This window comes from Planomonospora sp. ID67723, assembly GCF_015711605.1.
Taxonomy (GTDB): domain Bacteria; phylum Actinomycetota; class Actinomycetes; order Streptosporangiales; family Streptosporangiaceae; genus Planomonospora_A.
The window spans coordinates 816,297-838,720 of sequence record NZ_JABTEZ010000005.1 but is presented as its reverse complement, the minus strand read 5'-3'; the positions used below and the strand labels follow the sequence as shown (position 1 = coordinate 838,720).

The window sequence follows — 22,424 nt, the reverse complement described above, 5'->3', positions numbered from 1 at the left end:
TGCGCGCCGGATCAACCGGACAGACGGACCGGGTTCACCAGGTCGGCGTACATCAGCAGGCCGGCCATGATGATCATCGTGAAGGCCAGGGCGTAGGTCAGCGGGAGGACCTTGGCGATGTCCACGTGGGCCGGCTCGGGCCTGCGGGTGACGCGGGCGAAGCCGCGTTTGACACCCTCCCACAGCCCGCCCGCGATGTGGCCGCCGTCCAGCGGGAGCAACGGGATCAGGTTGAACATGCCGATGGCCAGGTTGAAGCTGGCCAGCAGGCTGACGAAGATGCTGATCTTGTTCTCCAGCGGGGCGTCGGAGGCCGCGATCTCGCCGCCGATCCGGCTGACGCCGATGACCCCGATGGGGCCGTCCTTGTCGCGCTCCTCGCCGGAGAAGGCGGCGTTCCAGACGCCGACCATCTTCTCCGGGAACCGGAGCAGCGCGGCGGCGGTCCTGGAGGTGAGGTCTCCCATGTGCGTGACCACGGCACCGAGGCTCTGCTGCTCGATCACCTGCGTGGGGCTGACGCCGAGGTAGCCGACCCGCTCCATCTTGCCGGGCTCGTCGAGCGACTCGCGCTCCTGGTCGATGAGGGTGGCGGTGACCGACAGCCGCTGCCCGGCGCGCTCGATCCCGATCTCGACCGGTCCGGCGCCGCTGCCGCGGATGGCCCGCGTCGCCGCCTCCCAGCCGGAGGTGGACCGGCCGTCCACCGAGACGATGACGTCACCGGGGCGGAGTCCCGCCGCGGCTGCGGGGCTGGCCTTGTCGGCGGAGGTGCATGTGGGGTTCTTGGCGTATTCGGCGGCGGTCTTCACGCACGCGGGGACCGCCGAGATCTTCGGCGTGAACACCGGGATGCCGAAGCCCATGAGCACGATCGCGAACAGGACGAAAGCCAGCACGAAGTTCATCGCGGGGCCGCCGCTCATGACGATGACCTTCTGCCACCAGGGCTTGCGGTAGAAGACCCGGTCCTCGTCTCCGGGACGGACCTCTTCGAGCGCGACCTCCCTGGCGCTCTCGATCAGACCCTGCCACGGCCCGGTGGAGACCGAGCGCACCGTGCCGGGAGCATCGGTGGGCCGGGGCGGGAGCATGCCGATCATCCGGATGTAGCCGCCGAACGGGATCCACTTCACGCCGTATTCGGTCTCGCCCTTGCGCCGCGACCACATCGTCGGGCCGAATCCGACCATGTACTGGGTGACCCTGACTCCGAACCGCTTCGCCGGCACCAGGTGGCCGATCTCGTGAAACGCGATCGAGACCATCAGCCCCACGAGGAAGATGACGACCCCGATCACGAAAGACCAGTCCACAGGTTCCCCCCGGTCATGGATTCATCGACAATTCCCCATAAGAGACTAGCCGACGCCTTGACCTCCCGGCCTGTCTCCGGCCGCAGGCCTGCTACGCGGCACGCCTCCCGCGGTGCGGCAGGACGTCCCTGACCGGCGGTGCGGCAGGACGTCCTTGACCGGCGCAGCGCCCCACACGATGACCCGCACGATGACCCGTGCAGCGCCCCACACGATGACCCGCGACGGTCACCGGTGATGCAGCCGAGGGAATGCTCGGCGGAGCGGCTTGCATCGGCTTTGCCGAATGGGGACACTTTGTTGACGGTCAGCGATCGTGCGGTCACTTTGTGCCGCATCAGGGCGGAGGGAGCGTTTTGATTGGAATCCTGATTGCCGAACACCTGCCCCTGGTCCGCCTCGGCCTGGTGACGTCACTGGACGGCGAGGCCGACCTGAAGGTGGTGGCCGACCTCGACGACGGCGAGGATGTCGTCTCCGCCGTCCTGCGGCACGAGCCGGACGCGGCCATCATCGGTCTGGACCTTCCCGGTGCCGACGGGTTCTCCACGGCCCTCAGGCTGCACGAGAGGGCTCCGGGCTGCCGGGTCCTCATCCTGTCGCGCCGGCCGACCCCCGGCCAGGTCCGCCGGGCCTTCGCCGTGCACGCGCTCGGGTTCATGAGCCTGGAGACGGGGCCGAAGGAGATCGCCGACGGCGTCCGCCGGATGGCGGCCGGCCATCGGGCGATCGACTCCGACCTCGCCGTTGCCGCTCTGGAGTCTGTGGAGAACCCACTGACCCGCAGGGAACTCGACGTGCTCCGGCAGGCCGCACAGGGGGCGAGGTCGGGGGAGATCGCCGAGCAGCTCTTCCTCTCCGTGGGCACGGTCCGGAACCACCTGTCACGGATCATGTGCAAGACCGGGGCCCGCAACCGGCTCGACGCCGTACGCATCGCCTCTGACGCGGGCTGGCTCTGAGACCGGCGGTGACTCGCCGTGCCGATTGTGACCCCGTCGCGAGCTGGACGGCGGCCGCTCTGACGTGATACCTGGCCTGGCGTGACACCTGGCCACGACCGGCGCCATGAGTGCACACAGTGCCCGAAAGCTTCGATATCGACGAACGCACCGCTCGGGGCTTCCCGACGTGCAAGAGTATGCCGAGAGCTCACACCGGCCGGTGCGAGCACCGAAGATTCCGGACCCCGGAACAACCGCGCCGTTCCCCGCGGCCCGGAATCTTCGGTGCTCGCACTGTCTGAGGCATCACCGTCGGCGATGCACCGGCACCCATACTGCCAGGACTACCGTGACGGCCCTCTGCAAGAGGACCTGCGCCACAGGACGCCTACGCAGAGGCCGGCAGATCGAGGCCGCCGTCCCGCTCGTCCACCTGAAGGAAACGCGACCCTCCGCCTCGGGCATCACCCGAGTCGATGTGCCGCTTCGCCTCGCCGGGGATGCGTTTCGGCAGCCCGCCCGAGCTTGCTGCTCCGTGGTCCACCAGATGGCAGGGTCCATGGCGTTGATCCACGATATCGAGTTCCCTTTCGCCCCGTTTCCACAGGAATGCCTGGGTCTTCGGCATTCATCTGGATAGCTGCTACGAGAATCTCAGGCGGCCCCCACACTCGCCAGTGACCAGAGCCACGATCGCACCCATGTGATTCGTCACGGTCTGGAGTCGGTCACACGCTGTGCGTGACCGTCGCTACGGGCGCCAGATGAGGATGAGCGCGCAGTCGTCGTTGTGTCCCGCCGACATGGAGGTGACCAGGTTGCGTGCCCCTCCTGCGAACCCCGAGGGCAGCAGCCGCTCGGCCTCGCCCAGCAACCGGTCGAGGCCGGCGTCGATGTCGCGCCCGGGCTGCTCGATCAGCCCGTCGGTGTAGAGCATGAGCGCGTCGCCCTTGCGGAGCGTGCCCCGATCGGGCTCGCAGTGCAGGTCGGGGACGACTCCCAGGACCACGCCCTTGGCCGGGGAGACCCGCCAGGTGCCGGTGCCCGCCTCGAAGGCGACCACCGGCGGGTGCCCGGCAGAGGTGATCACGTAGTCCCCCGTGACGAGGTTGAGCCGGACGTGGACGGCGGTGACGAAGCCCTCGGTCTCGCGCTGGCGGTGCAGGTAGGCGTTGCATGCGGGAAGGAAGTCGCTCACCGAGCCCAGCAGGCCTCCGAAGGTCCCCGACAGCATCAGCGCTCGGGTGCCCGCGTCGACGCCCTTGCCCGACACGTCGACCAGGGCGAGCTCCACCGTGTCGCCCTCACGTGAGGAGACCAGGAAGTCGCCCCCGAAAGAGGAGCCGCCGGCCTGCTTGAGCACCACCTTGGAGCCCCAGTCCTTGGGCAGCGGCGGCAGCTCGCTCTGTTTCTTGAGCCGCTCGCGCAACTCCAGGAGCATCACGTCGCCGCGCAGCCCCTGCACCCCGAGCTTGCCCCGGGTGCGTGCCATCAACGCGGCCAGCACGGAGGTGAAGCCGAAGGCGGCCAGCAGTCCCGGGCCGGTGGAACCGAACTCGCCGGCGACGCCCACGTAGACCAGGGCCGCCGCGATCGCGCACAGCAGCGTGGCCAGGCTCCGCAACCGGAGCTGGAGTCCGCCGACGAGGATGATCGGGATCATGAGCGCGGGCGAGAACCACTCCGCCGAGACCTTGGCGGCGAGGACGCCGATCACCAGACTCAGCACGATCAGCGTGATGAGCAGGTTGCGGTCCCGGGCCAGCGGCCCACGACGGAGGAACCGCACCGTGGGCACCAGGAAGGGGACCCGCACTAGGAACGCACGGAGCCCTGGAGGGATCAACGGCGCCGGACGGGAACTCATGATGGGCCTGACTGTAGCGGTACGCCCCTGCTTTGGGCAGCCCACTTGACCAACGCCTAGATCATCGGGAACGGATATTGAATGGCCGGAGCGGTTTGCCGCGCCTACTGTAGGAAAATGAGTCTCACCTTGCGGCCGATGACCGAGGACGACTGGTCCGACTGGATCACAGTCGACGAAGAGGCGTTCGGTGCGCCCATCCCCCCTCACCGCGCGGACCGGTTCAAGGACAACACCGAGTTCGAGCGTTCCCTGGGCGCATACGACGGTGACCTGCTCGTGGGCGCCACCGCGGTGTGCAGCTTCACCATGACGGTGCCCGGCGGCCCGATCCCCGTCGGCGGCGTCACGGCGGTCGGCGTGCTCCCCTCCCACCGCCGCCGGGGCGTGCTGACCGCCCTGATGACCCGCCAGCTGGCCGACCTGCACGAACGAGGTGAGGCGGTCGCCGCGCTCTACGCCTCCGAGGCCGCGATCTACGGACGGTTCGGGTACGGCAGGGCCGCCGACAGCATGGTCTTCGACATCTCCACGGCCGGCGGGGCATTCCTCCCGCACGCCCCGGCCGATCCTTCGCTGCGCCTGCGGATCGTCAGGCCCGCCGACGCCAGGGAGGTCTTCGAGAAGGTCTTCGACGCCGCCCTCGGCAGCCGCCCCGGACTCTACGCCCGCACCCCCGCACGCTGGGACGGGGTGCTCTCCGACCACGAGACCGACCAGGGCGGCGCCGGGCCGCTGCGGGCCGTCGTGGCCGAGGACGACGGCGGCCCGCGCGGCTACGCGCTGTTCCGGATCAAGCCGGACTGGGGCGACAACGGCGCCCCCGACGGCGAGCTGCGACTCAAGGAGGTCTTCGGCCTCGACCCGGCCGCCTACGCGCTGCTCTGGCGGCATCTGCTGGACCGCGACCTGGTCTCGCGGGTCAAGGCCTGGAACCGCCCGGCCGACGACCCCCTGATCCACCTGCTGGCCGACGCCAGGCAGCTCAACGCGCTCTGGCTGGACGACCTGTGGGTCCGGGTGGTGGACGTCGAGCGCGCCCTGCCCGCGCGCCGCTACTCGGCGCCGGTGGACGTGGTGATCGAGGTGGAGGACCCGGTCTGCCCCTGGAACGCCCGGCGCTGGCGGCTGTCGGCCGACGTCTCCGGAGCCCGGTGCGCGCCGGTCGAGGACGCCCCCGACCTCACGCTCCCGGTGAGCGTGCTGGGCGCCGCCTATCTCGGCGGGCGCCCGCTCGCGGCGCTCCAGGCCGCGGGAGTGGTGCGCGAGGCGCGGGCGGGAGCCGTACGGGAGCTGTCGGCCGCGATGGCGTGGGACCCGGCGCCCTGCGCCGGCCTGATCTTCTGACGGGGTCCGGCCTCCCGGGGCCTCCGCGGGACGGCCCCGCCCTCCGGGGCGCCCGGCGGGTTATCGTGGCGCCATGGCACTGCAGAGCTTGCAGATCACCGCGCTCACCGCGATGCGGGCCCGGGACGTGTCCCGGCCCTCGCGAGAACAGCAGGAGGCCGCGGACCGGCGGCCCCTGCGTGACGAGACGCCGCGCAGGGAGCAGCCGCGCCGCGGCCGGGACAGGTAGGCCCGTACACGGGCCCGGCGCGAGGCCGGGCCCGTCCGACGGCCGGGGCTCGAAGGCAGCGGCGGTTCCTACGGCAGCGGCGGCAGCTCGCCCGTCGTCTCGTACGAACCGAGCTGGGCGATGCGGCGGCTGTGCCGATCCGCTCCCGAGTACGGCGTGGCGAGGAAGAGCTCGACGAACCGGGTCGCCTCCTCCTGCGGGTGCATCCGCGCACCCACGCTGATCACGTTGGCGTCGTTGTGCTCGCGGGCGAGTTTGGCGGTGTCCTCGCTCCAGGCGAGCGCCGCGCGGACCCCGCGCACCTTGTTGGCCGCGATCTGCTCGCCGTTGCCCGAGCCTCCGATGACGACCCCGAGACTGCCGGGGTCGTTCGCGACGCCCTCGGCCGCGCGCAGCACGAACGGCGGGTAGTCGTCCTCCGCGTCGTAGACGAACGGACCGCAGTCCGTCACCTCGTGGCCGTGCTCCTTCAACCAGGAGACGAGGTGGTTCTTGAACTCATAGCCGGCATGGTCGGCACCGATGTAGACACGCACCCGCCCAGTTTCGCAGGTGCGGGTGGGCGGCTCGACGCCCGCCCCGGCTAGAGTAATAGCCGGTATGCCAGCTGAGCCCTTACCCCCGCATCCTGAGGGAGCCCCCATGCGCGACATCCGAGTGATCGGGGATCCGGTCCTGCGCACGCCCGCCGAACCGGTCACGGAGTTCGACCGCGATCTGCGCCGCCTGCTCGACGAGATGTTCGCCGCGATGTACGCCGCGGAGGGCGTGGGCCTGGCCGGCCCGCAGATCGGCGTGTCGAAGAGGCTGTTCGTCTACGACTGCAGCAACCGCAAGGGGCACGTGATCAACCCCGAGCTGACGGTCGACGACGCCGCCGAGGTCCTCGACGAGGAGGGCTGCCTGTCGGTCCCCGGCCGTCAGACCGGCAAGCCCCTCTACGCGAAGACCCCCCGGGCCGCCGGGGTGACCGTCAGCGGCCTCGACCGGCTGGGCCGTCCGGTCCGGGTCAGGGCCCGCGGCCTGCTCGCCCGCTGCTTCCAGCACGAGGTCGACCACCTGGACGGCATGCTCTACGTCGACCGGCTGGCCAAGGACGCCGCGCGCAAGGTGCTGCTGCAGACGCCCTGATCCGGCGGCGCCCCGGCCCGCGGCCGGCCCGCTCCCGCGGCTGCGGGTCCGGTCACAACTGGAGCGACTTGATCTCCAGATACTCTTCGAGGCCGAACTCGCCCATCTCGCGTCCGACGCCCGACTGCTTGTAGCCCCCGAAGGGGGCCAGCGGGTTGAACTGGCCGCCGTTGATCGCCACCTGGCCGGTGTGCAGGCGCCGGGCGACGGAGACCGCGTGGTTCTCGCTGCCCGCCCACACCGCGCCCGCCAGGCCGTACGGCGTGCCGTTGGCGATGGAGACGGCCTCGTCCTCGCCCCGGGTGTAGGGGATGATCGCCAGGACCGGGCCGAAGATCTCCTCCTGCTCGATCGTCATGCCCGGCTCCACTCCCGCGAAGATCGTGGGCTCCACGTAGAAGCCCCGCTCCAGCGGGCGGTCGGTCCCCCCGGCCACCAGCCGGGCGCCCTCCTCCTCGCCCCGGTTGATGTAGCGCACCACCCTGTCCCGCTGGGCGGCGGAGACCAGCGGGCCGAGCCTGGTGCCCTCGTCGAAGGGGTCGCCGACGGTGTACTTCCCCGCGGCCTGGACGGCGAGGGCGACGGCGTCGTCGTACTGGTCCCGGTGGACGATCATGCGGGTCCAGGCGGAACAGGTCTGGCCGGAGTTGAGGAAGGCGTTGGCCACGGTCACCTTGACCGCCGCCGTCAGGTCGGCGTCGGGGAGGATCACGCTGGCCGACTTGCCGCCGAGCTCCAGCGCCACCCGCTTGACCGTCTCGGCGGCGAGCGAGGCGACCCGGCGGCCCGCCCGGGTGGAGCCGGTGAAGGAGACCATGTCCACGCCGGGGTGGGTGGCGATGGCCTCGCCGACCACCGGACCGGTGCCGCTGACCATGTTGAACACGCCGGGGGGCAGCCCGACCTCGTCGAAGACCCCGGCCAGCGCGAAGGCGGCCAGCGGCGCCACCTCGCTGGGCTTGAGCACGACCGTGCAGCCCGCGGCGAGCGCCGGCCCGACCTTGCACACGACCTGGTGGAGCGGGTAGTTCCACGGCGTGATGGCGCCGACCACCCCGACCGGCTCCCGCAGGATCCAGGAGTTGCCGATCCGCCTGGTGTCGAAGTCGTAGGACTCGGCCAGGGCGGCGTAGGAGGCCAGCACCCCGGCCGGCATCAGCGTCTGCACCTTCATCGCCAGGTTGTACGGGGCGCCCATGTCGGTGGCGATGATCCTGGCTATCTGGTCGGAGCGCTCCCGGATCAGCTCGGCCGCGGCGGCGAGGATCTTGCCCCGCTCGGCGGGGGCCGTACCGGACCACAGGGGAAGCGCGGCACGGGCGGCGGCCACGGCGGCCTCGACGTCGGCGGGCGCGCCGGCGGGCACCCGGTCGATCAGTTCCTCGGTCGCGGGGTTGATCACGTCGATGCTCTCGCTCGACGCCGACGTCTGCCAGGCCCCGTTCAGGTAAAGGTGACGCATGCCCTCATCCTCGCGCGCAGGTAATGAGAAGGCGAGAGTCTCGATGACTACGTGGCGTGTTTACTGCATCACACACGGTAGACGCAACCCCTCACCCGGCGGGCGTTCGGCCGCCTTCACCGGAAGAGTACGACGAAGCGCCTCTCATGGGACCCCGTGTCGGAGATCCTTAAAAACTCGTAATATCCGGATCGGCCCCGTGGCGGGGTGCGACCTCCCCGCCACAGGGCCCGGACGACCCTGCCGAACGGCTCAGTCGAAGATCGGCGGCCGGGTCCGGGAGCGCTTGAGCTCGAAGAAGCCGTCGATCCCGGCGACCAGCTGCACGCCGTCCCAGAGCCGTCCCGCCTCCTCGCCCTTGGGCGCCGGGGAGATGACGGGGCCGAAGAAGGCGACGTCGCCGACGGCGATCACCGGGGTGCCGACCTCCTGGCCGACCCGGCCGATGCCGTCGTCGTGCGAGGCGCGCAGCACCTCGTCGAACTCCTCGGACTCCATCGCGCCGGCGAGCGCGCGGTCCAGCCCGGCCGCCTCCAGCGCCTCCTCGACGGTCTCGCGGAGGGTGTCGAGCCGCTTGAGGGCGCCCTGGTTGTGGAAGCGGAGGCCGAGCTCGGTGTAGAGGCGGCCGACCGTCTCGGAGTCGTGCTTCTCCTGCACGGCGGCGACCACGCGGACCGGCCCGATGGCCTTGGCGATCAGCTCACGGTAGGCCTCGGGGACGTCCTTGTCCTCGTTGAGGATGTTCAGGCTCATGATGTGCCAGCGCGGCTCGATGGGCCGCACCTTCTGCACTTCCAGCAACCAGCGGGAGGTCATCCAGGCGTACGGGCAGAAGGGGTCGAACCAGAGATCTACAGGGGTGCGCTCGGTCATCGCTCGGCTTTCTCGTCGCTCTTCGATGGCAGACATTCCGCATAGCAACAACCCGACGGGGGAACTCCTCTATTCCACGGGAGGATTATTGCCTTGACAGTCCACTTTATCCTCCGATGTGGTGATCAACGGGCCGACGGATTTCCCCAGGCGGCGATCTCCTGGCGCACGTGGCAGGATTCAGACAGCCCTTCGCAACGGAGCGGAGGAAGTCGTGACGAGGGAGCGGTAGTGGCAGGCAATCTGACCCGTGACGAGGCCCGCGAGCGCGCACGGCTGCTCAGCGTGCAGTCGTATGCGGTGGAGCTCGATCTGACCGAGGGCGAGGAGCGCTTCGAGAGCATCACCACGGTCCGCTTCACCAGCACCCTGGCGGGCGCGGAGACGTTCATCGACCTGGCCGGCGCCAAGGTGCGCAGGGCCGTCCTGAACGGTGCAGAGCTGGACGTGGCCACCTACGACCCGGAGACCGGCCGGCTGCCGCTGCCGGGCCTGGCCGAGAGCAACGAGCTGCAGATCGACGCCGACTGCTCCTACATGCGCACCGGCGAGGGCCTGCACCGCTTCGTCGACCCGGTCGACAAGAACGTCTACCTGCACACCCAGTTCGAGACGGCCGACGCCCACCGGATGTACGCCTGTTTCGACCAGCCCGACCTGAAGGCGACCTTCGAGCTGACCGTGCTCGCGCCCTCCTACTGGGAGGTCGTCTCCAACGCGGCTCCCGACGAGATCGAGGAGCTGGGCGAGCACCGGGGCAAGCACGGCGCGCTCCAGGCCGCCAAGCGCTGGCACTTCCCTCCGACGCCGGTGATGTCGACCTACATCACCGCCCTGTGCGCCGGGCCGTACCACAAGGTGACCTCCACCCACGACGGCATCCCGCTGGGGATCTACTGCCGCGCCTCGCTCGCCGAGCACCTCGACCCGGACAACATCTTCGAGGTCACCCGGCAGGGCTTCGACTTCTTCCACAAGGTCTTCGGCGTCCGCTACCCGTTCGGCAAGTACGACCAGCTCTTCGTGCCGGAGTTCAACGCCGGCGCGATGGAGAACGCCGGTTGCGTGACCTTCCTGGAGGACTACGTCTTCCGCTCCCGCGTCACCGACGCCCTCATCGAGCGCCGCGCCGAGACGATCCTGCACGAGATGGCGCACATGTGGTTCGGCGACCTGGTCACCATGCGCTGGTGGGACGACCTGTGGCTGAACGAGTCGTTCGCCACCTACGCCTCGGTGCTCTGCCAGGCCGAGGCCACCCGCTGGGGCCAGGGCGCCTGGACGACCTTCGCCAACGTGGAGAAGGCCTGGGCCTACCGCCAGGACCAGCTGCCCTCCACCCACCCGATCGCCGCCGACATCGTCGACATGCACGCGGTCGAGGTCAACTTCGACGGCATCACCTATGCCAAGGGCGCCTCGGTCCTCAAGCAGCTGGTGGCCTATGTGGGCCTGGACAACTTCCTGGCGGGCGTGCGCGACTACTTCACCGAGCACGCCTGGGGCAACACCGAGCTGGCCGACCTGCTGCGCGCGCTGGAGCGCACCAGCGGCCGCGACCTGTCGTCCTGGTCGAAGGAGTGGCTGGAGACCTCCTGGGTCAACACCCTGCGCCCCTCCTTCGAGGTCGACGAGCAGGGCCGTTTCACCGGGTTCGAGGTGCTGCAGGAGGCCCCGGCCGACTACCCGACGCTGCGCTCGCACCGCGTCGCCATCGGCCTGTACTCGCTGTCCGGCGACGTCCTCGTCCGGGTCAAGCGGGTGGAGCTCGACGTGGTCGGCGCCCGTACGGCCGTGGCCGAGCTGGTCGGCGAGGCCCAGCCGGACCTGGTCCTGATCAACGACGACGACCTGACCTACGCCAAGGTCCGGCTCGACGAGCGCTCGCTGCGGACCCTGGTCGAGGGCGGCATCGCGAAGTTCGACCAGTCGCTCCCGCGCGCCCTGTGCTGGTCGGCCGCCTGGGACATGACCCGCGACGCCGAGATGTCCACCCGCGACTACGTGGCGCTGGTCGTCTCCGGCATCGCGTCGATCAAGGACATCACGGTCACCCAGACCGTGCTGCGCCAGGCCCGCCTGGCCGTCCAGCAGTACGCCGACCCCGCCTGGCGCGCCGAGGGCCTGGCCATGCTCGCCGCCTCGCTGCGCTCGCTCACCGAGGCGGCCGAGCCCGGCTCGGACCACCAGCTCGCCTACCTCAACGCCCTGACCGCGGTGGCCTCCTCCGCCGAGGACCTGGCGTTCCTGAAGGGTCTGCTGGACGGTACGGCGGTGCTCGACGGGCTGACCGTCGACGCCGACCTGCGCTGGACCCTGGTCCAGGCGCTGGTCTCGGGCGGCGTGCTCGGCGAGGAGGAGATCGCCTCCGAACTGCTGCGCGACGCCACCGCCACCGGCGAGCGCTCGGCCGCGCTGTCCCGGGCCTCGATCCCCACGGCCGAGGCCAAGGCCGCCGCCTGGACCTCGATGACCGAGGGCAAGCTGAGCGGCGCGCTGCTCCGCTCGACGATCACCGGTTTCATGGACCCGCGCCACCCGGAGCTGCTGGAGCCCTACACCGACAGGTACCACGCCGAGATCGGCGGCATCTGGGAGTCCTGGACCTTCGACAGCGCCCAGAACTTCGCGACCGGCTGCTACCCGGCCCTGGCCGTCTCCTCCGAGACCGTCGCCAAGACCGAGCGGCTGATCGAGGAGACGCAGCCGCCGCACGCGCTCAAGCGGCTGCTCCTGGAAGGCGCCGACGGCGTCCGCCGCGCCCTGCGCGCCCGCGCCAAGGACGCCGCCTCCTAGGGGCCGCACGCTCCTGACGGCCGCGACGCCCCCGCCGTGCACGACGGCGGGGGCGTCGCGTCTCCCGGCCTCGCACCGCACCCCGCCACCGGGCCCCGGGCCCGCCCCGGATCGCCGGGGAACGTGAAGATGCGATCACGGATATCGTCTGATCGTGGATTCGGTACAGGACCTGCTCGTCATGCTCGCCCGGCGGCACGCCTTCGCCGACCTGGAGGCCCTCACCGACGACCCGGAGGTCGCGTCGGTCTGCGAGTTCGGGCAGCGCCTGCTCTCCCTCGACGCCGAGGACTTCGCGGTCGAGGCGCGGGAGGTGCCGCCCGCGCTGCGGCGGCGCGCCCGGGCGTGCACGATGCCCCAGACCCCCAGGGAGCAGCCACGCGGGGCGCTGGAGTCGCTGCGCCCGGCCTACGGGCTGCTGCTCGAGGTGATCGAGATCCGCTGGAACCGGCGCGAGCTCAGCCCCATGGTCGCCGCCCTGCACATCGCCAGCGAATACCTCCCGCTGCTCGCCTTCGAACCCGCGCTCGGCCACGCGGGCGACCCGGTCCGCTGGCCCGCCGGGCTCACCGCCCCGGGCAGCAGGTTCGGCGTGATCGGCGACCGCGAGTGCGACCACACCAAGGCCGAGCAGTCGGCCGCCAACCGGACCCTCCGGGTGGCCGGGGAACCTGCGGCGGGCTGGCGGGCCTACTTCGACCGGCAGCACAGCCAGGTCGCCGGGGCACTGGCCACGTGCGTCGCCGACTGCCGCAACCCGTGCGCCGCGATGGACTGGGTGGAGCCGGGCCGCGGCGACGACCTGGCGCTGCGCGCGCGGGTTGCGCTGGCCTTCGCCGACACCCCGCTGGTACGGCTGCGCCACGCGGCCCCGGTGGGGCACGGGTTCGGCGTGCCCTCCCCCGAGGAGGTCCTCGACGCCTGGCAGCGCAGCCGGCTCGTCCTGGGCAAGACCGAGGTGGGCGAGGCCGCCGCCGAGGAGGACGGCTTCCCGCTGCCCGGCCTGCCCGCCCTCTTCTCCGCGGTCGCCGCCGCCCCGGTCGCCCCGTCGACCCTGCTGGCCGACATCGCCGCCCATCTGGAGACGCTCCTGCGCGCCGGGACGGGATGAGCCCGCCTCTCCCGCCGCGGCGTCCCGGCCCGGGCCCGGGCCGGGACGCCGCGGCTCACCAGGCCGCCGGCCGCAGATCGCCCCAGAAGCCGCCCCCGGCCGCCTCGAGCTGCGCGGAGACCGAGATCAGCGTGGCCTCGTCGCCGAACCGCCCGGCCAGCATGACCCCGATCGGCAGTCCCTCGGCCGTCCAGTACAGAGGGAGGTTCACCGCGGGCTGACCGCTGATGTTGTAGATCGCGGGGAAGGCGGCGAACCGCTTCATCCGCTCGAAGGTCTCCTCCGGGTCGGCGCCCTCCTCGAACCAGCCCACCGGCCGGGGCGGGGCCGTGACGGTCGGGGTCAGCACCGCGTCGTACTCGTTGGTCACCAGCAGGCCGAACCGGGTGGCCAGTTGCAGCGCCGACTGCGCCTGCAGGAAGTCGGGCGCCGGGGTGGCGTAGCCGCGCTCGCGCAGCCAGGCGGTCAGCGGGCGGAGCCGGTCCTGCTTGGTGAGGTCCACCGGGTGCATGCAGGCGAACGCGTACCAGAGCGTGACGAACTGCGGCACCAGGTCGGCCGAGAACGGCGGCGCGATGTCGACCACCTCGTGCCCGAGGGCGGCCAGCTCCGCCGAGGCGTGCTCGTAGGCGGCGAGCACCTCGGGGTCCACCACCGCGCCGGGGACCGGCGGCTCGGCGTAGCGGGCGATCCGCAGGCGGCCGGGGTCCCGGCCGACGTGGGCGGTGAACGAGCCGAGCTCCGGCGGCGGCGCGTGGTACAGGTCGCCGGGGTTGTTGTGGGCCATCACGTCGAGCAGCGCGGCGGCGTCGGCGACGGTCCTGGCCAGCGGGCCGTTGGTGGACAGCCCCGCCAGGTCGGGGATGATCGGGGCGAAGCTGATCCGGCCCCGGGTGGGCTTGATGCCGTACAGCCCGCAGACCGAGGCGGGGATCCGGACCGAGCCCGCCCCGTCACTGCCCTGGGCGACGGGTGCCAGCCCCGCGGCGACCGCGGCGGCGGCCCCGCCGCTGGACCCGCCGGCCGACCGGGACAGGTCCCACGGCGTCCGGGTCGGCGGCGAGACGGAGGTCTCGGTGTAGCAGGGCATGCCGAACTCGGGTGTGGCCGTCTTGCCGAGCATGACCGTCCCGGCTTCCCTGAGCCGCTCGACCACGCTGTCGTCCACCGGGGCGACGAAGTCGTCGTAGGTCGCCGAGCCGAAGTGGACCGGCACGTCCTTGACCAGGTTGAGGTCCTTGATCGGGACGGGCACCCCGAGGAGGGGCGAGCCGTCCTCTCCCGCCAGCGCCCTGGCCTCGGCCTTGTGCGCCTGTTCCAGCGCCATTTCGGGAGTGACGGTCACGTAGGCCCCGACCTGGGGGTCCAGCCGCGCGATGCGGTCGAGGTAGTGCTCGGCGATCTCGACCGGCGAGATCTCCCTGCGACGTACGGCCGCCGCCTGCTCCAGAGCGGTAAGATCGTGTATGTGAGCCACGTCCCGCACAGTAGGCGGAGTCGGCGGGGTTATCTAGAGAGATGTGTATAGATACCCCCTTCCTCGCGCTGCCATGCGGATGACGGCGGTCACAAAAGTGTGAGTTGTGGAGTACTAGGCACCCTCTTTAAAGGTCAGCTACGGTGAGTCACGTGGATTCCGGTCAGGTGCCAGAAGACGGTAACACTACGTCACCGATTTGGGCCGGCGAGGGCCCGACCGACAAACGGCCGACGGCTCGTCCGGCCGTGCCCGCGTCTACGCACGCATCCGTCGAGCGCGTCTCCCTGCTGAGCCTGCTCAGGCATCCCCGATACCGCCCGCTGGCACGCCGCCTGCTGGTCGCGGTCGTCGCGGGAGTGGTCGTGGGCTTCCTGCTGCTCAGCTGGCGCGCGGGCGTCACCGCCGCGGTCCTGGCGGCGATCGCCGACGTGGTGGTGCGGGCCCGCTCACACTCGACGGTGCCCGCGTGGCGGCGCGCCTCGGTCGCGGAACGGCGCACGGAGGCCCAGCTGAAGGGCCTCGAGCGCAGGGGCTATCGCACCCTGCACGCACGCGCGATCCCGGACAGCGAGGCCCAGATCGACCATCTGGTCGTCGGGCCGACCGGGGTCTACGCCGTCGACTCCGAGAAGTGGGACAAGCGGCTCCCGGTCCGCGCCATGTCCCACCGCAAGCTGTTCCTCGGCCCGTTCTCGCAGAAGGCCCGGCTCGACGAGGCCCTGTGGGAGGCCGAGCGGGCCTCCCAGTTGATCGGCGAGGCACTCGGGCGCGAGATCGTGATCATCCCGTCCCTGGCGATCTACGGTCCCGCCGTCCCGTGGAGGGTCCTCAACGTCCGGGGGGTCGACGTCTTCGACGGCGGCCACGTCCGCAAGTGGATCACCAAGCGGGAGCGGTCGCTCACCGACGCCGAGATCGAACGGATCTACGAGATCGCCGAGCGGGTCCTGCCCGCGCGCTACCCCGAACCCTCCGCGCAGGACACCTCCGCCCGCCCTTCCCGCAACACCCAGCGGGTCTCGTCCGAACGCTGACCCTCCGGCCCTCCTCGTTCCCGCGCCCGGTGGCCCCGCCGCCGGGCGTCTCCATGTCCGCAGGGGTCCGCGTCCGGCGAGTGGACGCCGGGTCTCACCAGGCGAGCGCTGCCCGTACCATTTGAAGACCAGGTGTCGATGATGGGAGAAGCATCATGCCCGCCCTCAGGTCTCGTACGGTCACTCACGGCAGGAACATGGCCGGAGCCCGGGCCCTGCTCCGGGCGACGGGCGTAGCCGGCAGCGACTTCGGCAAACCGATCATCGCCGTGGCCAACAGCTTCACCCAGTTCGTCCCCGGGCACGTCCACCTGCGCGAGGTCGGCGACGTCGTCGCCGGGGCGATCCGCGAGGCGGGGGCGATCCCGCGCGAGTTCAACACGATCGCGGTGGACGACGGCATCGCGATGGGCCACGGCGGCATGCTCTACTCCCTGCCCAGCCGCGAGCTGATCGCCGACGCGGTCGAGTACATGGTGAACGCGCACTGCGCCGACGCGATGATCTGCGTCTCCAACTGCGACAAGATCACCCCGGGCATGCTGCTGGCCGCGATGCGGCTCAACATCCCCACGGTCTTCGTCTCGGGCGGGCCGATGGAGGCCGGCAAGATGCCCGGCAAGAAGCTCGACCTGATCGACCCGATGATCGCCTCCGCCGACGACAGCGTCTCCGACGCCGATCTGCTGGCCATGGAGGAGAACGCCTGCCCGACCTGCGGTTCGTGCAGCGGCATGTTCACCGCCAACTCCATGAACTGCCTGGCCGAGGCCATCGGCCTGGCGCTGCCCGGCAACGGCACCATCCTGGCCACGCACAAGGCGCGCAAGAAGCTGTTCCAGGACGCGGGCCGGAAGCTGGTGGAGATCACCCGCCGCTACTACGAGCAGGACGACGAGAGCGTGCTGCCGCTCAGCATCGCGACCAAGGACGCGTTCGAGAACGCCATGGCGCTGGACGTGGCGATGGGCGGCTCCACCAACACGATCCTGCACATCCTCGCCGCGGCCCGCGAGGCCGGGGTCGACTTCGGCCTCAAGGAGATCAACGAGATCTCGCTGCGGGTGCCGTGCCTGAGCAAGGTCGCCCCCGCCACCGACAAGTACCACGTGGAGGACGTCCACCGGGCCGGCGGCATCCCCGCCATCCTCGGCGAACTCGACCGGGGCGGCCTGATCCACCGCGACGCGCACACCGTCAACGGCGGCACGATGGGCGACTACCTCGACGCCTGGGACGTGCGCTCGCCGAAGGCGCTGCCCGAGGCGCTGGAGTTGTGGCACGCCGCCCCCGGTAACGTCCGCACCGTCAAGCCCTACTCCCAGGAGGCCCGCTGGGACTCCCTCGACCTCGACCGCGAGGGCGGCTGCGTGCGCGACATGGAGCACGCCTACACCCGTGACGGCGGCCTGGCCGTGCTCTACGGCAACATCGCCGTCGAGGGGTGCATCGTCAAGACCGCCGGAGTCGACGAGTCGATCTGGAGGTTCTCCGGGCCCGCCGTGGTCTTCGAGTCCCAGGAGGAGGCCGTCGAGGGCATCCTGAACAACCGGGTCAAGGAAGGCGACGTCGTGGTCATCCGCTACGAGGGCCCCAAGGGCGGCCCGGGCATGCAGGAGATGCTCTACCCGACCTCGTTCCTGAAGGGCAAGGGGCTGGGCAAGGCCTGCGCCCTGATCACCGACGGCCGCTTCTCCGGCGGCACGAGCGGCCTGTCCATCGGCCACGCCTCCCCGGAGGCGGCCGAGGGCGGCACCATCGCCCTGGTCCAGGACGGCGACCTCATCGAGATCGACATCCCGGGCCGCTCGATCGGGTTGAAGGTGGCGGAGCCGGAGCTGGCCGTCCGCCGCGAGAGGCTCCTGGCCGACCTTGGCGGCTACCGCCCGCGCGACCGCCACCGCCCGGTGACCGCCGCGCTCCAGGCCTACGCCGCGCTGACCACCTCGGCCTCCACCGGCGCCTCCCGGGACCTGTCCCAGCTCTCCCGATAGCGGCCCGCGTCACCGCTCGCCCGTGCCGGAACCACCGGCGCGGGCGAGTGCCGCGGCGTGTCTCCGCGGAGTCACAGTCTTGAGAATCCGGTATCTCTGTTCGAAAAATGTCGGTGCCGGGACCTATTCTTGAGGTATGGCAAACGTCGTGAAGTCCCCCGCCAGCCCCCTGACGACCGCCGAGATCGCCGCCCTCGCCCTCTCCCTCGCGCATCTGGGCTCGGGCCCCCAAGCCGACGCCGCCCGGCACGGTCTCCGGCACGCCTTCGAGCACCTGGAGCTCGAGGACGACGTCGTGACCACCACTCTGTCCACCCTGACCGCCCCGCTTCCCGCCCCGGTCGCCGACCGGGCCAGGACCATCGCGAGCGCCATCACCTCACGGCTCGTGATCCGCCTGCACTACCGCGACGTCTCCGGCCGGGTCACCGTGCGCGACGTCGATCCGGTGACCTGCATGGTCCACCGCGAACACTGGTATCTCGTGGGGATGTGCCGCATGCGCGGCGCGATCCGCGCCTTCCGGTTCGACCGCATCATCGCCACCGAGCCGACGTTCGTCCCCGCGCGCGCCCACCGGCCCGAGGGCTTCCTGCCCTTCCAGGGCAAGCGCGCGGCATAACACTCCGGAGCCTCCGGCGACCGGGACGCGTCCGCGCCGTCCCTCCCGCCGGGAGCGTCACGCACTCCGCGGCGGCCCGGAACACCGTGGTTCCCGGCCGCCGCCCCTCCCGAAACGGCCGGTCAGCCGCAGCAGCCTCCCCCGCAGCAACCCCCACCGCCACCGGCGGGACGGGGAGCGGCGGCACCCCCGGTCACGGCGACCGTGGACAGCAGCCGGACGGTGTCGTCGTGACCGGCCGGGCAGGCCGCCGGCTCGTCGGACTGCGCCATCGGGCGCGACAGCTCGAAAGTGGACCCGCAGGCGCGGCAGCGGAAGTCATAACGCGGCATGCCACCAGATTACCCAGACGGGCGGCTGCCGTTGCCTGGGCGGTGGGGGGATCCCGGGCCCGGGCGCCTCGGAGTCCCCGGGGCGCCCGGGAAAGACCCCTCAGGCGAACGCGATGGAGGCGTAGTCGGCGACCGCGCGATAGCCGACCGCCTGGTAGACCGAGTTGGAGACGGGGTTGGCCAGGTCGGTGAAGAGCACCACCTCGGTCGCGCCCCCGTCCAGTGCCCGGTGGGTCGCGGCGCGTGTGACCGCCTCGCCGTACCCTCTGCCCCGGAACTCCGGCGGCGTGTAGACCGGGCCGATCCGCGACATGGCGGCGATCGGTGAGGAGAAGCCCGCGAACGCGACCGGACGGCCGCCGTCCTCCCACAGGACCAGCTCCTCCCTGCCGACCCGGAGGGAGACCAGCGCGCTCCGCTCCTCCGGGGGACCGTCCAGCGCCTCGGCGTGGAAGTCCGCGAACCACTTCACGAGCAGGTCATGATCGCCGGCGGTCGCCGTACGGGAGGATCCGGCCACGGGCCGCCGGAGCGGCGCCGGGTCCTCCAGCCGGTAGAGGCGCTCGGACGTGCGCCTGCGCTCGGGCCGCCACCACGCGGAGGCGAACGCCTCGGCCCGGTCCAGCGGTCCCTGCACTTCGGGGATCACCCGCTCGGCCTCGATCAGCGCGGTGGCGAGGTCCTGCACGGTCCCGGCGGGGATGTCGGGCAGGAGGAGTCCGCGCGGCGGCGTCTGGAGCGCCGCCGCGACGGTCTCTCCGTCCCGTTCCAGCCAGCCCAGCAGCAGGTCGTCGCTGTAGACGCCGGAGCGGATCCCGCGCATGACCGTCAACGCGACGGTGTTGCGGACGGGATCGCGCAGCAGCCACGGCTCCGCCGCCCCGGCGAACACCTCGACGTCCGAGGTGAAGGTCCATGTCATGCACCGATTGTGCCGACACCGGCCCCGCCGGGGCGAACGGGTCTCAGGCCGCCTTCTCCGCCAGGTAGGGCGCCCACTGGGGATCGCCGACGACGTGCGCGCCGATCAGCCGCCAGTGCACGCCCCGTGGCACCACCGGGGCGACGTTCAGCGTCCACCCCAGTTCCTCCAGCAACCGGTCGGCCTTGCGGTGGTTGCACGTGGTGCAGGAGGCCACGCAGTTCTCCCACGTGTGGGTTCCGCCGCGCGAGCGGGGGATCACGTGGTCGATGGTCTCGGCCCGCTGGCCGCAGTAGGCGCACCGGTAGTCGTCCCGGCGCATCAGAGCGGTCCTGGTCAGCGGAATCCGCGACCGGTAGGGGATGCGGACGTAGCGGCGAAGCCTGATCACCGACGGCACGTCGAGCGTGCGGCTGGCCGAGCGGAGCACGGCACCCCGCCCGTCGCGGTGGACGACGTCGGCCTTCTCCCTGAGCACGAGCACGACGGCCCGGTGCAGGGAGAGGGTGGTCAGGGGTTCGTAGGTGGCATTGAGCAGCAGGACTTGACGCATCAGCGTGCCTTTCCCGGCGCGCGTCGCGTCTGGACAGGGGGCACGACCTCGTGTGCCCCGGTTGGCGGCCCCTCCTGGGACCCGGTCGCTTCCGTCACGATGACCTCCGCCGGACGGCCCAGCGGATGGTCACCACGGCACCGTCCTGGACCAAGTTTGGCTTCTGCGTCGGCGTGCCCGCCACCCATAAATGACTGGTGGGACTCCTGGTGTGCTTTATTCCCCCATTACCGGTTCTTCACTCCTGCCAGGACCTGGCCGGACGCCGTCGCCCGATGGGCGCCACGCCACCGGCCGGAGGTCATAGGGTTCCAGCCATGACGCGACAGCCGTACCCGCCCGCCCGCCGTGACGACGTCGTCGACGACCTCCACGGCATTCCCGTCCCCGACCCCTACCGCTGGCTGGAAGACCCCGACGATCCGGCGGCCAAGGAGTGGCTGGCGGCGCAGGAGTCCCTGTTCGCCGCCGAGACGGGTGCCCTTCCCGGACGTGAGAGATTCCGGGCACGCGTCGCCGAGTTGCTGCGCTCCGGTTCGGTCGGGGCCCCGGCCTGGCGGGGCGGGCGGCAGCTGTTCATGCGGCGCACTCCGGAGCAGGAGCACGCCGTGCTCTACACCGTGGACCCCGACGGCGCCGAGCAGGCGCTGCTGAACCCGATGGAGCTCGACCCGACCGGCCTGACCACCCTCGACGCCTGGCAGCCCGACAAGGAAGGGCGCCTGCTGGCCTACCAGATCTCGGTCGGCGGCGACGAGGAGTCCAATCTCTACCTGATGGACATCGCGACCGGAGCCCGGATCGAGGGACCGATCGACCGGTGCCGCTACTCCCCCGTCGCCTGGCTCCCCGGCGGTGAGGCGTTCTACTACGTGCGCAGGCTGCCCGCCCTGGAGGTGCCCGAGGGCGAGGAGCAGTTCCACCGCCGGGTCTACCTGCACCGCGTCGGCTCCTCCACCGAGGACGACGTCCTGATCTTCGGTGACGGCATGGAGAAGACCAACTACTACGGCGTCTCGGTCTCCCGCGACGGCCGGTGGCTGCAGATCTCCGCCTCCCGGGGCACCGCCCCCCGGAACGACCTGTGGGTCGCGGACCTCCACGCGTCCTCCCCCGAGGCCCCGGAGCTGGTCGTCGTCCAGGAGGGGGTGGACGCCCAGACCGGCCTGTCCTTCGGCCGCGACGGGCTGTTCTACGTCTTCACCGACCGCGACGCCCCCCGCGCCCGGATCTGCGTGACCGACCCCGCCACCCCGCAGGCCGAGCACTGGCGCGACCTGATCCCGCAGGACCCCGAGGCCGTGCTCTCGGACTTCGCGATCCTCGACGACCTGGACCGCCCGGTGATGCTCGTCGGCTGGACCCGCCACGCGATCAGCGAGATCACCGTGCACGACCTGCGCACCGGCGAGCGGATCGGCTCGGTGCCGACCCCGGGGCTGGGCACGATCGGCGGCATCAGCGAGCGCCCCGAGGGCGGTTACGAGGCCTGGTTCGGCTACACCGACAACACCACCCCGCCGAGCATCCAGCGCTACGACGCCCGCACCGGCGAGACCACCCTGTGGGCCGCCTCGCCCGGCGCGGTCGAGGTGCCCGCCGTCGCCACCGAGCAGGTCGTCTACCGCTCGGCCGACGGCGCCGAGGTGCACATGCTGGTCATCTCCCAGCCCGGGACCGAGGGCCCCCGCCCGACGATCCTGTACGGCTACGGCGGGTTCGGCCTCTCGATGACCCCGGGCTACTCCGCCTCGATCCTGGCCTGGGTGGAGGCGGGCGGCGTCTACGCCATCGCCCAGTTGCGCGGCGGCGGCGAGCAGGGAGAGGACTGGCACCGGGCCGGGATGCTCGCCAACAAGCAGAACGTCTTCGACGACCTGCACGCCGCGGCCGAGCACCTGATCGCCACCGGCGTCACCGACGCGTCCATGCTGGCGATCTCCGGCGGCTCCAACGGCGGCCTGCTGGTCGGCGCGGCCCTCACCCAGCGCCCCGAACTGTACGCCGCGGTGGTCTGCTCGGCCCCGCTGCTCGACATGGTCCGCTACGAGCTCTTCGGCCTCGGCGCGACCTGGAACGTCGAGTACGGCTCGGCCGCCGAGCCCGAGGAGTTCGCCTGGCTGTGGTCCTACTCCCCCTACCACCACGTCCGGGAGGGCGTCTCCTACCCGGCGACGCTGTTCACCGTCTTCCAGTCCGACACCCGGGTGCACCCGCTGCACGCCTGGAAGATGTGCGCCGCCCTGCAGCACGCCCAGTCCTCCGCGGGCACGGACCGGCCGATCCTGCTGCGCAACGAGGCCGAGACCGGTCACGGCGCCCGCGCGGTCAGCAAGAGCGTCGAGCTCGCCGCCGACCAGCTCGCCTTCCTCGCCCGCCACACCGGCCTGATCCCCTGACCCGGGAGGACG

At 71.3% G+C, this 22,424-nt stretch carries 19 protein-coding genes; 10 read left to right on the top strand and 9 right to left on the bottom strand.

Annotated features, from left to right (window positions below; all coding sequences use genetic code 11):
* Positions 1–11: 11 nt before the first annotated feature.
* Complete coding sequence (locus tag HS041_RS34455) at positions 12–1,316, bottom strand: M50 family metallopeptidase (protein ID WP_307845591.1); 1,305 nt, start codon at positions 1,314–1,316, stop codon at positions 12–14.
* A 356-nt stretch (positions 1,317–1,672) separates the two neighbouring features.
* On the opposite strand from HS041_RS34455, the gene HS041_RS34450 reads away from it, so the two are divergent.
* Entirely contained in the window at positions 1,673–2,278 is a 606-nt protein-coding gene (locus tag HS041_RS34450) for a response regulator transcription factor (RefSeq protein ID WP_196445024.1), read from the top strand.
* A gap of 733 nt (positions 2,279–3,011) precedes the next feature.
* Here the strand turns inward: HS041_RS34450 and HS041_RS34445 are convergent.
* A complete protein-coding gene (locus HS041_RS34445) occupies positions 3,012–4,127 on the bottom strand; it encodes a PP2C family protein-serine/threonine phosphatase (RefSeq protein ID WP_196445023.1) in 1,116 nt (371 codons plus the stop codon).
* A gap of 117 nt (positions 4,128–4,244) precedes the next feature.
* Here HS041_RS34445 and HS041_RS34440 point away from each other — a divergent pair, with 117 nt between their 5' ends.
* Positions 4,245–5,474, top strand: coding sequence for a GNAT family N-acetyltransferase (locus tag HS041_RS34440; RefSeq protein ID WP_196445022.1), 1,230 nt, complete (start codon positions 4,245–4,247; stop codon positions 5,472–5,474).
* A 73-nt stretch (positions 5,475–5,547) separates the two neighbouring features.
* On the top strand, positions 5,548–5,703 hold the full coding sequence (locus HS041_RS34435; RefSeq protein ID WP_196445021.1) for a hypothetical protein: 156 nt from the start codon (positions 5,548–5,550) through the stop codon (positions 5,701–5,703).
* 68 nt (positions 5,704–5,771) lie between these two features.
* Here HS041_RS34435 and HS041_RS34430 read toward each other — a convergent pair whose 3' ends face one another.
* Positions 5,772–6,239, bottom strand: coding sequence for a ribose-5-phosphate isomerase (locus HS041_RS34430; protein WP_196445020.1), 468 nt, complete (start codon positions 6,237–6,239; stop codon positions 5,772–5,774).
* A gap of 106 nt (positions 6,240–6,345) precedes the next feature.
* On the opposite strand from HS041_RS34430, the gene def reads away from it, so the two are divergent.
* Positions 6,346–6,834, top strand: coding sequence for a peptide deformylase (def, locus tag HS041_RS34425; protein ID WP_196445019.1), 489 nt, complete (start codon positions 6,346–6,348; stop codon positions 6,832–6,834).
* A gap of 52 nt (positions 6,835–6,886) precedes the next feature.
* On the opposite strand, the gene HS041_RS34420 is transcribed toward def, so the two are convergent.
* Positions 6,887–8,296, bottom strand: coding sequence for an aldehyde dehydrogenase family protein (locus HS041_RS34420; protein ID WP_196445018.1), 1,410 nt, complete (start codon positions 8,294–8,296; stop codon positions 6,887–6,889).
* Positions 8,297–8,548: 252 nt separating this feature from the next.
* A complete protein-coding gene (locus tag HS041_RS34415; RefSeq protein ID WP_196445017.1) occupies positions 8,549–9,169 on the bottom strand; it encodes a mycothiol-dependent nitroreductase Rv2466c family protein in 621 nt (206 codons plus the stop codon).
* Between the two features lie 231 nt (positions 9,170–9,400).
* Here HS041_RS34415 and pepN point away from each other — a divergent pair, with 231 nt between their 5' ends.
* The gene (gene pepN, locus HS041_RS34410; RefSeq protein WP_196445016.1) at positions 9,401–11,965 is read left to right on the top strand and encodes an aminopeptidase N; all 2,565 of its coding nucleotides are present in this window, start codon (positions 9,401–9,403) and stop codon (positions 11,963–11,965) included.
* 154 nt (positions 11,966–12,119) lie between these two features.
* The gene (locus HS041_RS34405; RefSeq protein WP_196445015.1) at positions 12,120–13,076 is read left to right on the top strand and encodes a hypothetical protein; all 957 of its coding nucleotides are present in this window, start codon (positions 12,120–12,122) and stop codon (positions 13,074–13,076) included.
* 55 nt (positions 13,077–13,131) lie between these two features.
* Here the strand turns inward: HS041_RS34405 and HS041_RS34400 are convergent, their stop codons facing one another.
* Positions 13,132–14,553: an amidase gene (locus HS041_RS34400; protein WP_196445014.1), complete on the bottom strand. Its 1,422-nt coding sequence runs from the start codon at positions 14,551–14,553 to the stop codon at positions 13,132–13,134.
* Positions 14,554–14,801: 248 nt separating this feature from the next.
* Here HS041_RS34400 and HS041_RS34395 point away from each other — a divergent pair, with 248 nt between their 5' ends.
* The 3 genes from HS041_RS34395 to HS041_RS34385 all read left to right on the top strand — a co-directional run bounded on the left by HS041_RS34395 (position 14,802) and on the right by HS041_RS34385 (position 18,206).
* The gene (locus HS041_RS34395) at positions 14,802–15,590 is read left to right on the top strand and encodes a nuclease-related domain-containing protein (RefSeq protein WP_307845590.1); all 789 of its coding nucleotides are present in this window, start codon (positions 14,802–14,804) and stop codon (positions 15,588–15,590) included.
* Positions 15,591–15,745: 155 nt separating this feature from the next.
* Positions 15,746–17,584 carry a dihydroxy-acid dehydratase gene (gene ilvD / locus HS041_RS34390; RefSeq protein WP_196445012.1) on the top strand — a complete coding sequence of 613 codons (1,839 nt, stop codon included), beginning with the start codon at positions 15,746–15,748 and terminating at the stop codon, positions 17,582–17,584.
* Positions 17,585–17,720: 136 nt separating this feature from the next.
* Positions 17,721–18,206, top strand: a complete 486-nt coding sequence (locus HS041_RS34385) for a helix-turn-helix transcriptional regulator (RefSeq protein WP_196445011.1) — start codon at positions 17,721–17,723, stop codon at positions 18,204–18,206.
* A gap of 122 nt (positions 18,207–18,328) precedes the next feature.
* On the opposite strand, the gene HS041_RS34380 is transcribed toward HS041_RS34385, so the two are convergent.
* From HS041_RS34380 to HS041_RS34370, 3 genes are all read right to left on the bottom strand, one after another.
* Positions 18,329–18,538, bottom strand: coding sequence for an FmdB family zinc ribbon protein (locus tag HS041_RS34380; protein WP_196445010.1), 210 nt, complete (start codon positions 18,536–18,538; stop codon positions 18,329–18,331).
* A gap of 100 nt (positions 18,539–18,638) precedes the next feature.
* Complete coding sequence (locus tag HS041_RS34375; RefSeq protein ID WP_196445009.1) at positions 18,639–19,460, bottom strand: GNAT family N-acetyltransferase; 822 nt, start codon at positions 19,458–19,460, stop codon at positions 18,639–18,641.
* A 43-nt stretch (positions 19,461–19,503) separates the two neighbouring features.
* A complete protein-coding gene (locus tag HS041_RS34370) occupies positions 19,504–20,013 on the bottom strand; it encodes an HNH endonuclease (protein ID WP_196445008.1) in 510 nt (169 codons plus the stop codon).
* A 317-nt stretch (positions 20,014–20,330) separates the two neighbouring features.
* Here HS041_RS34370 and HS041_RS34365 point away from each other — a divergent pair, with 317 nt between their 5' ends.
* The gene (locus HS041_RS34365) at positions 20,331–22,412 is read left to right on the top strand and encodes a prolyl oligopeptidase family serine peptidase (RefSeq protein WP_196445007.1); all 2,082 of its coding nucleotides are present in this window, start codon (positions 20,331–20,333) and stop codon (positions 22,410–22,412) included.
* The last annotated feature ends 12 nt before the right edge of the window (positions 22,413–22,424 follow it).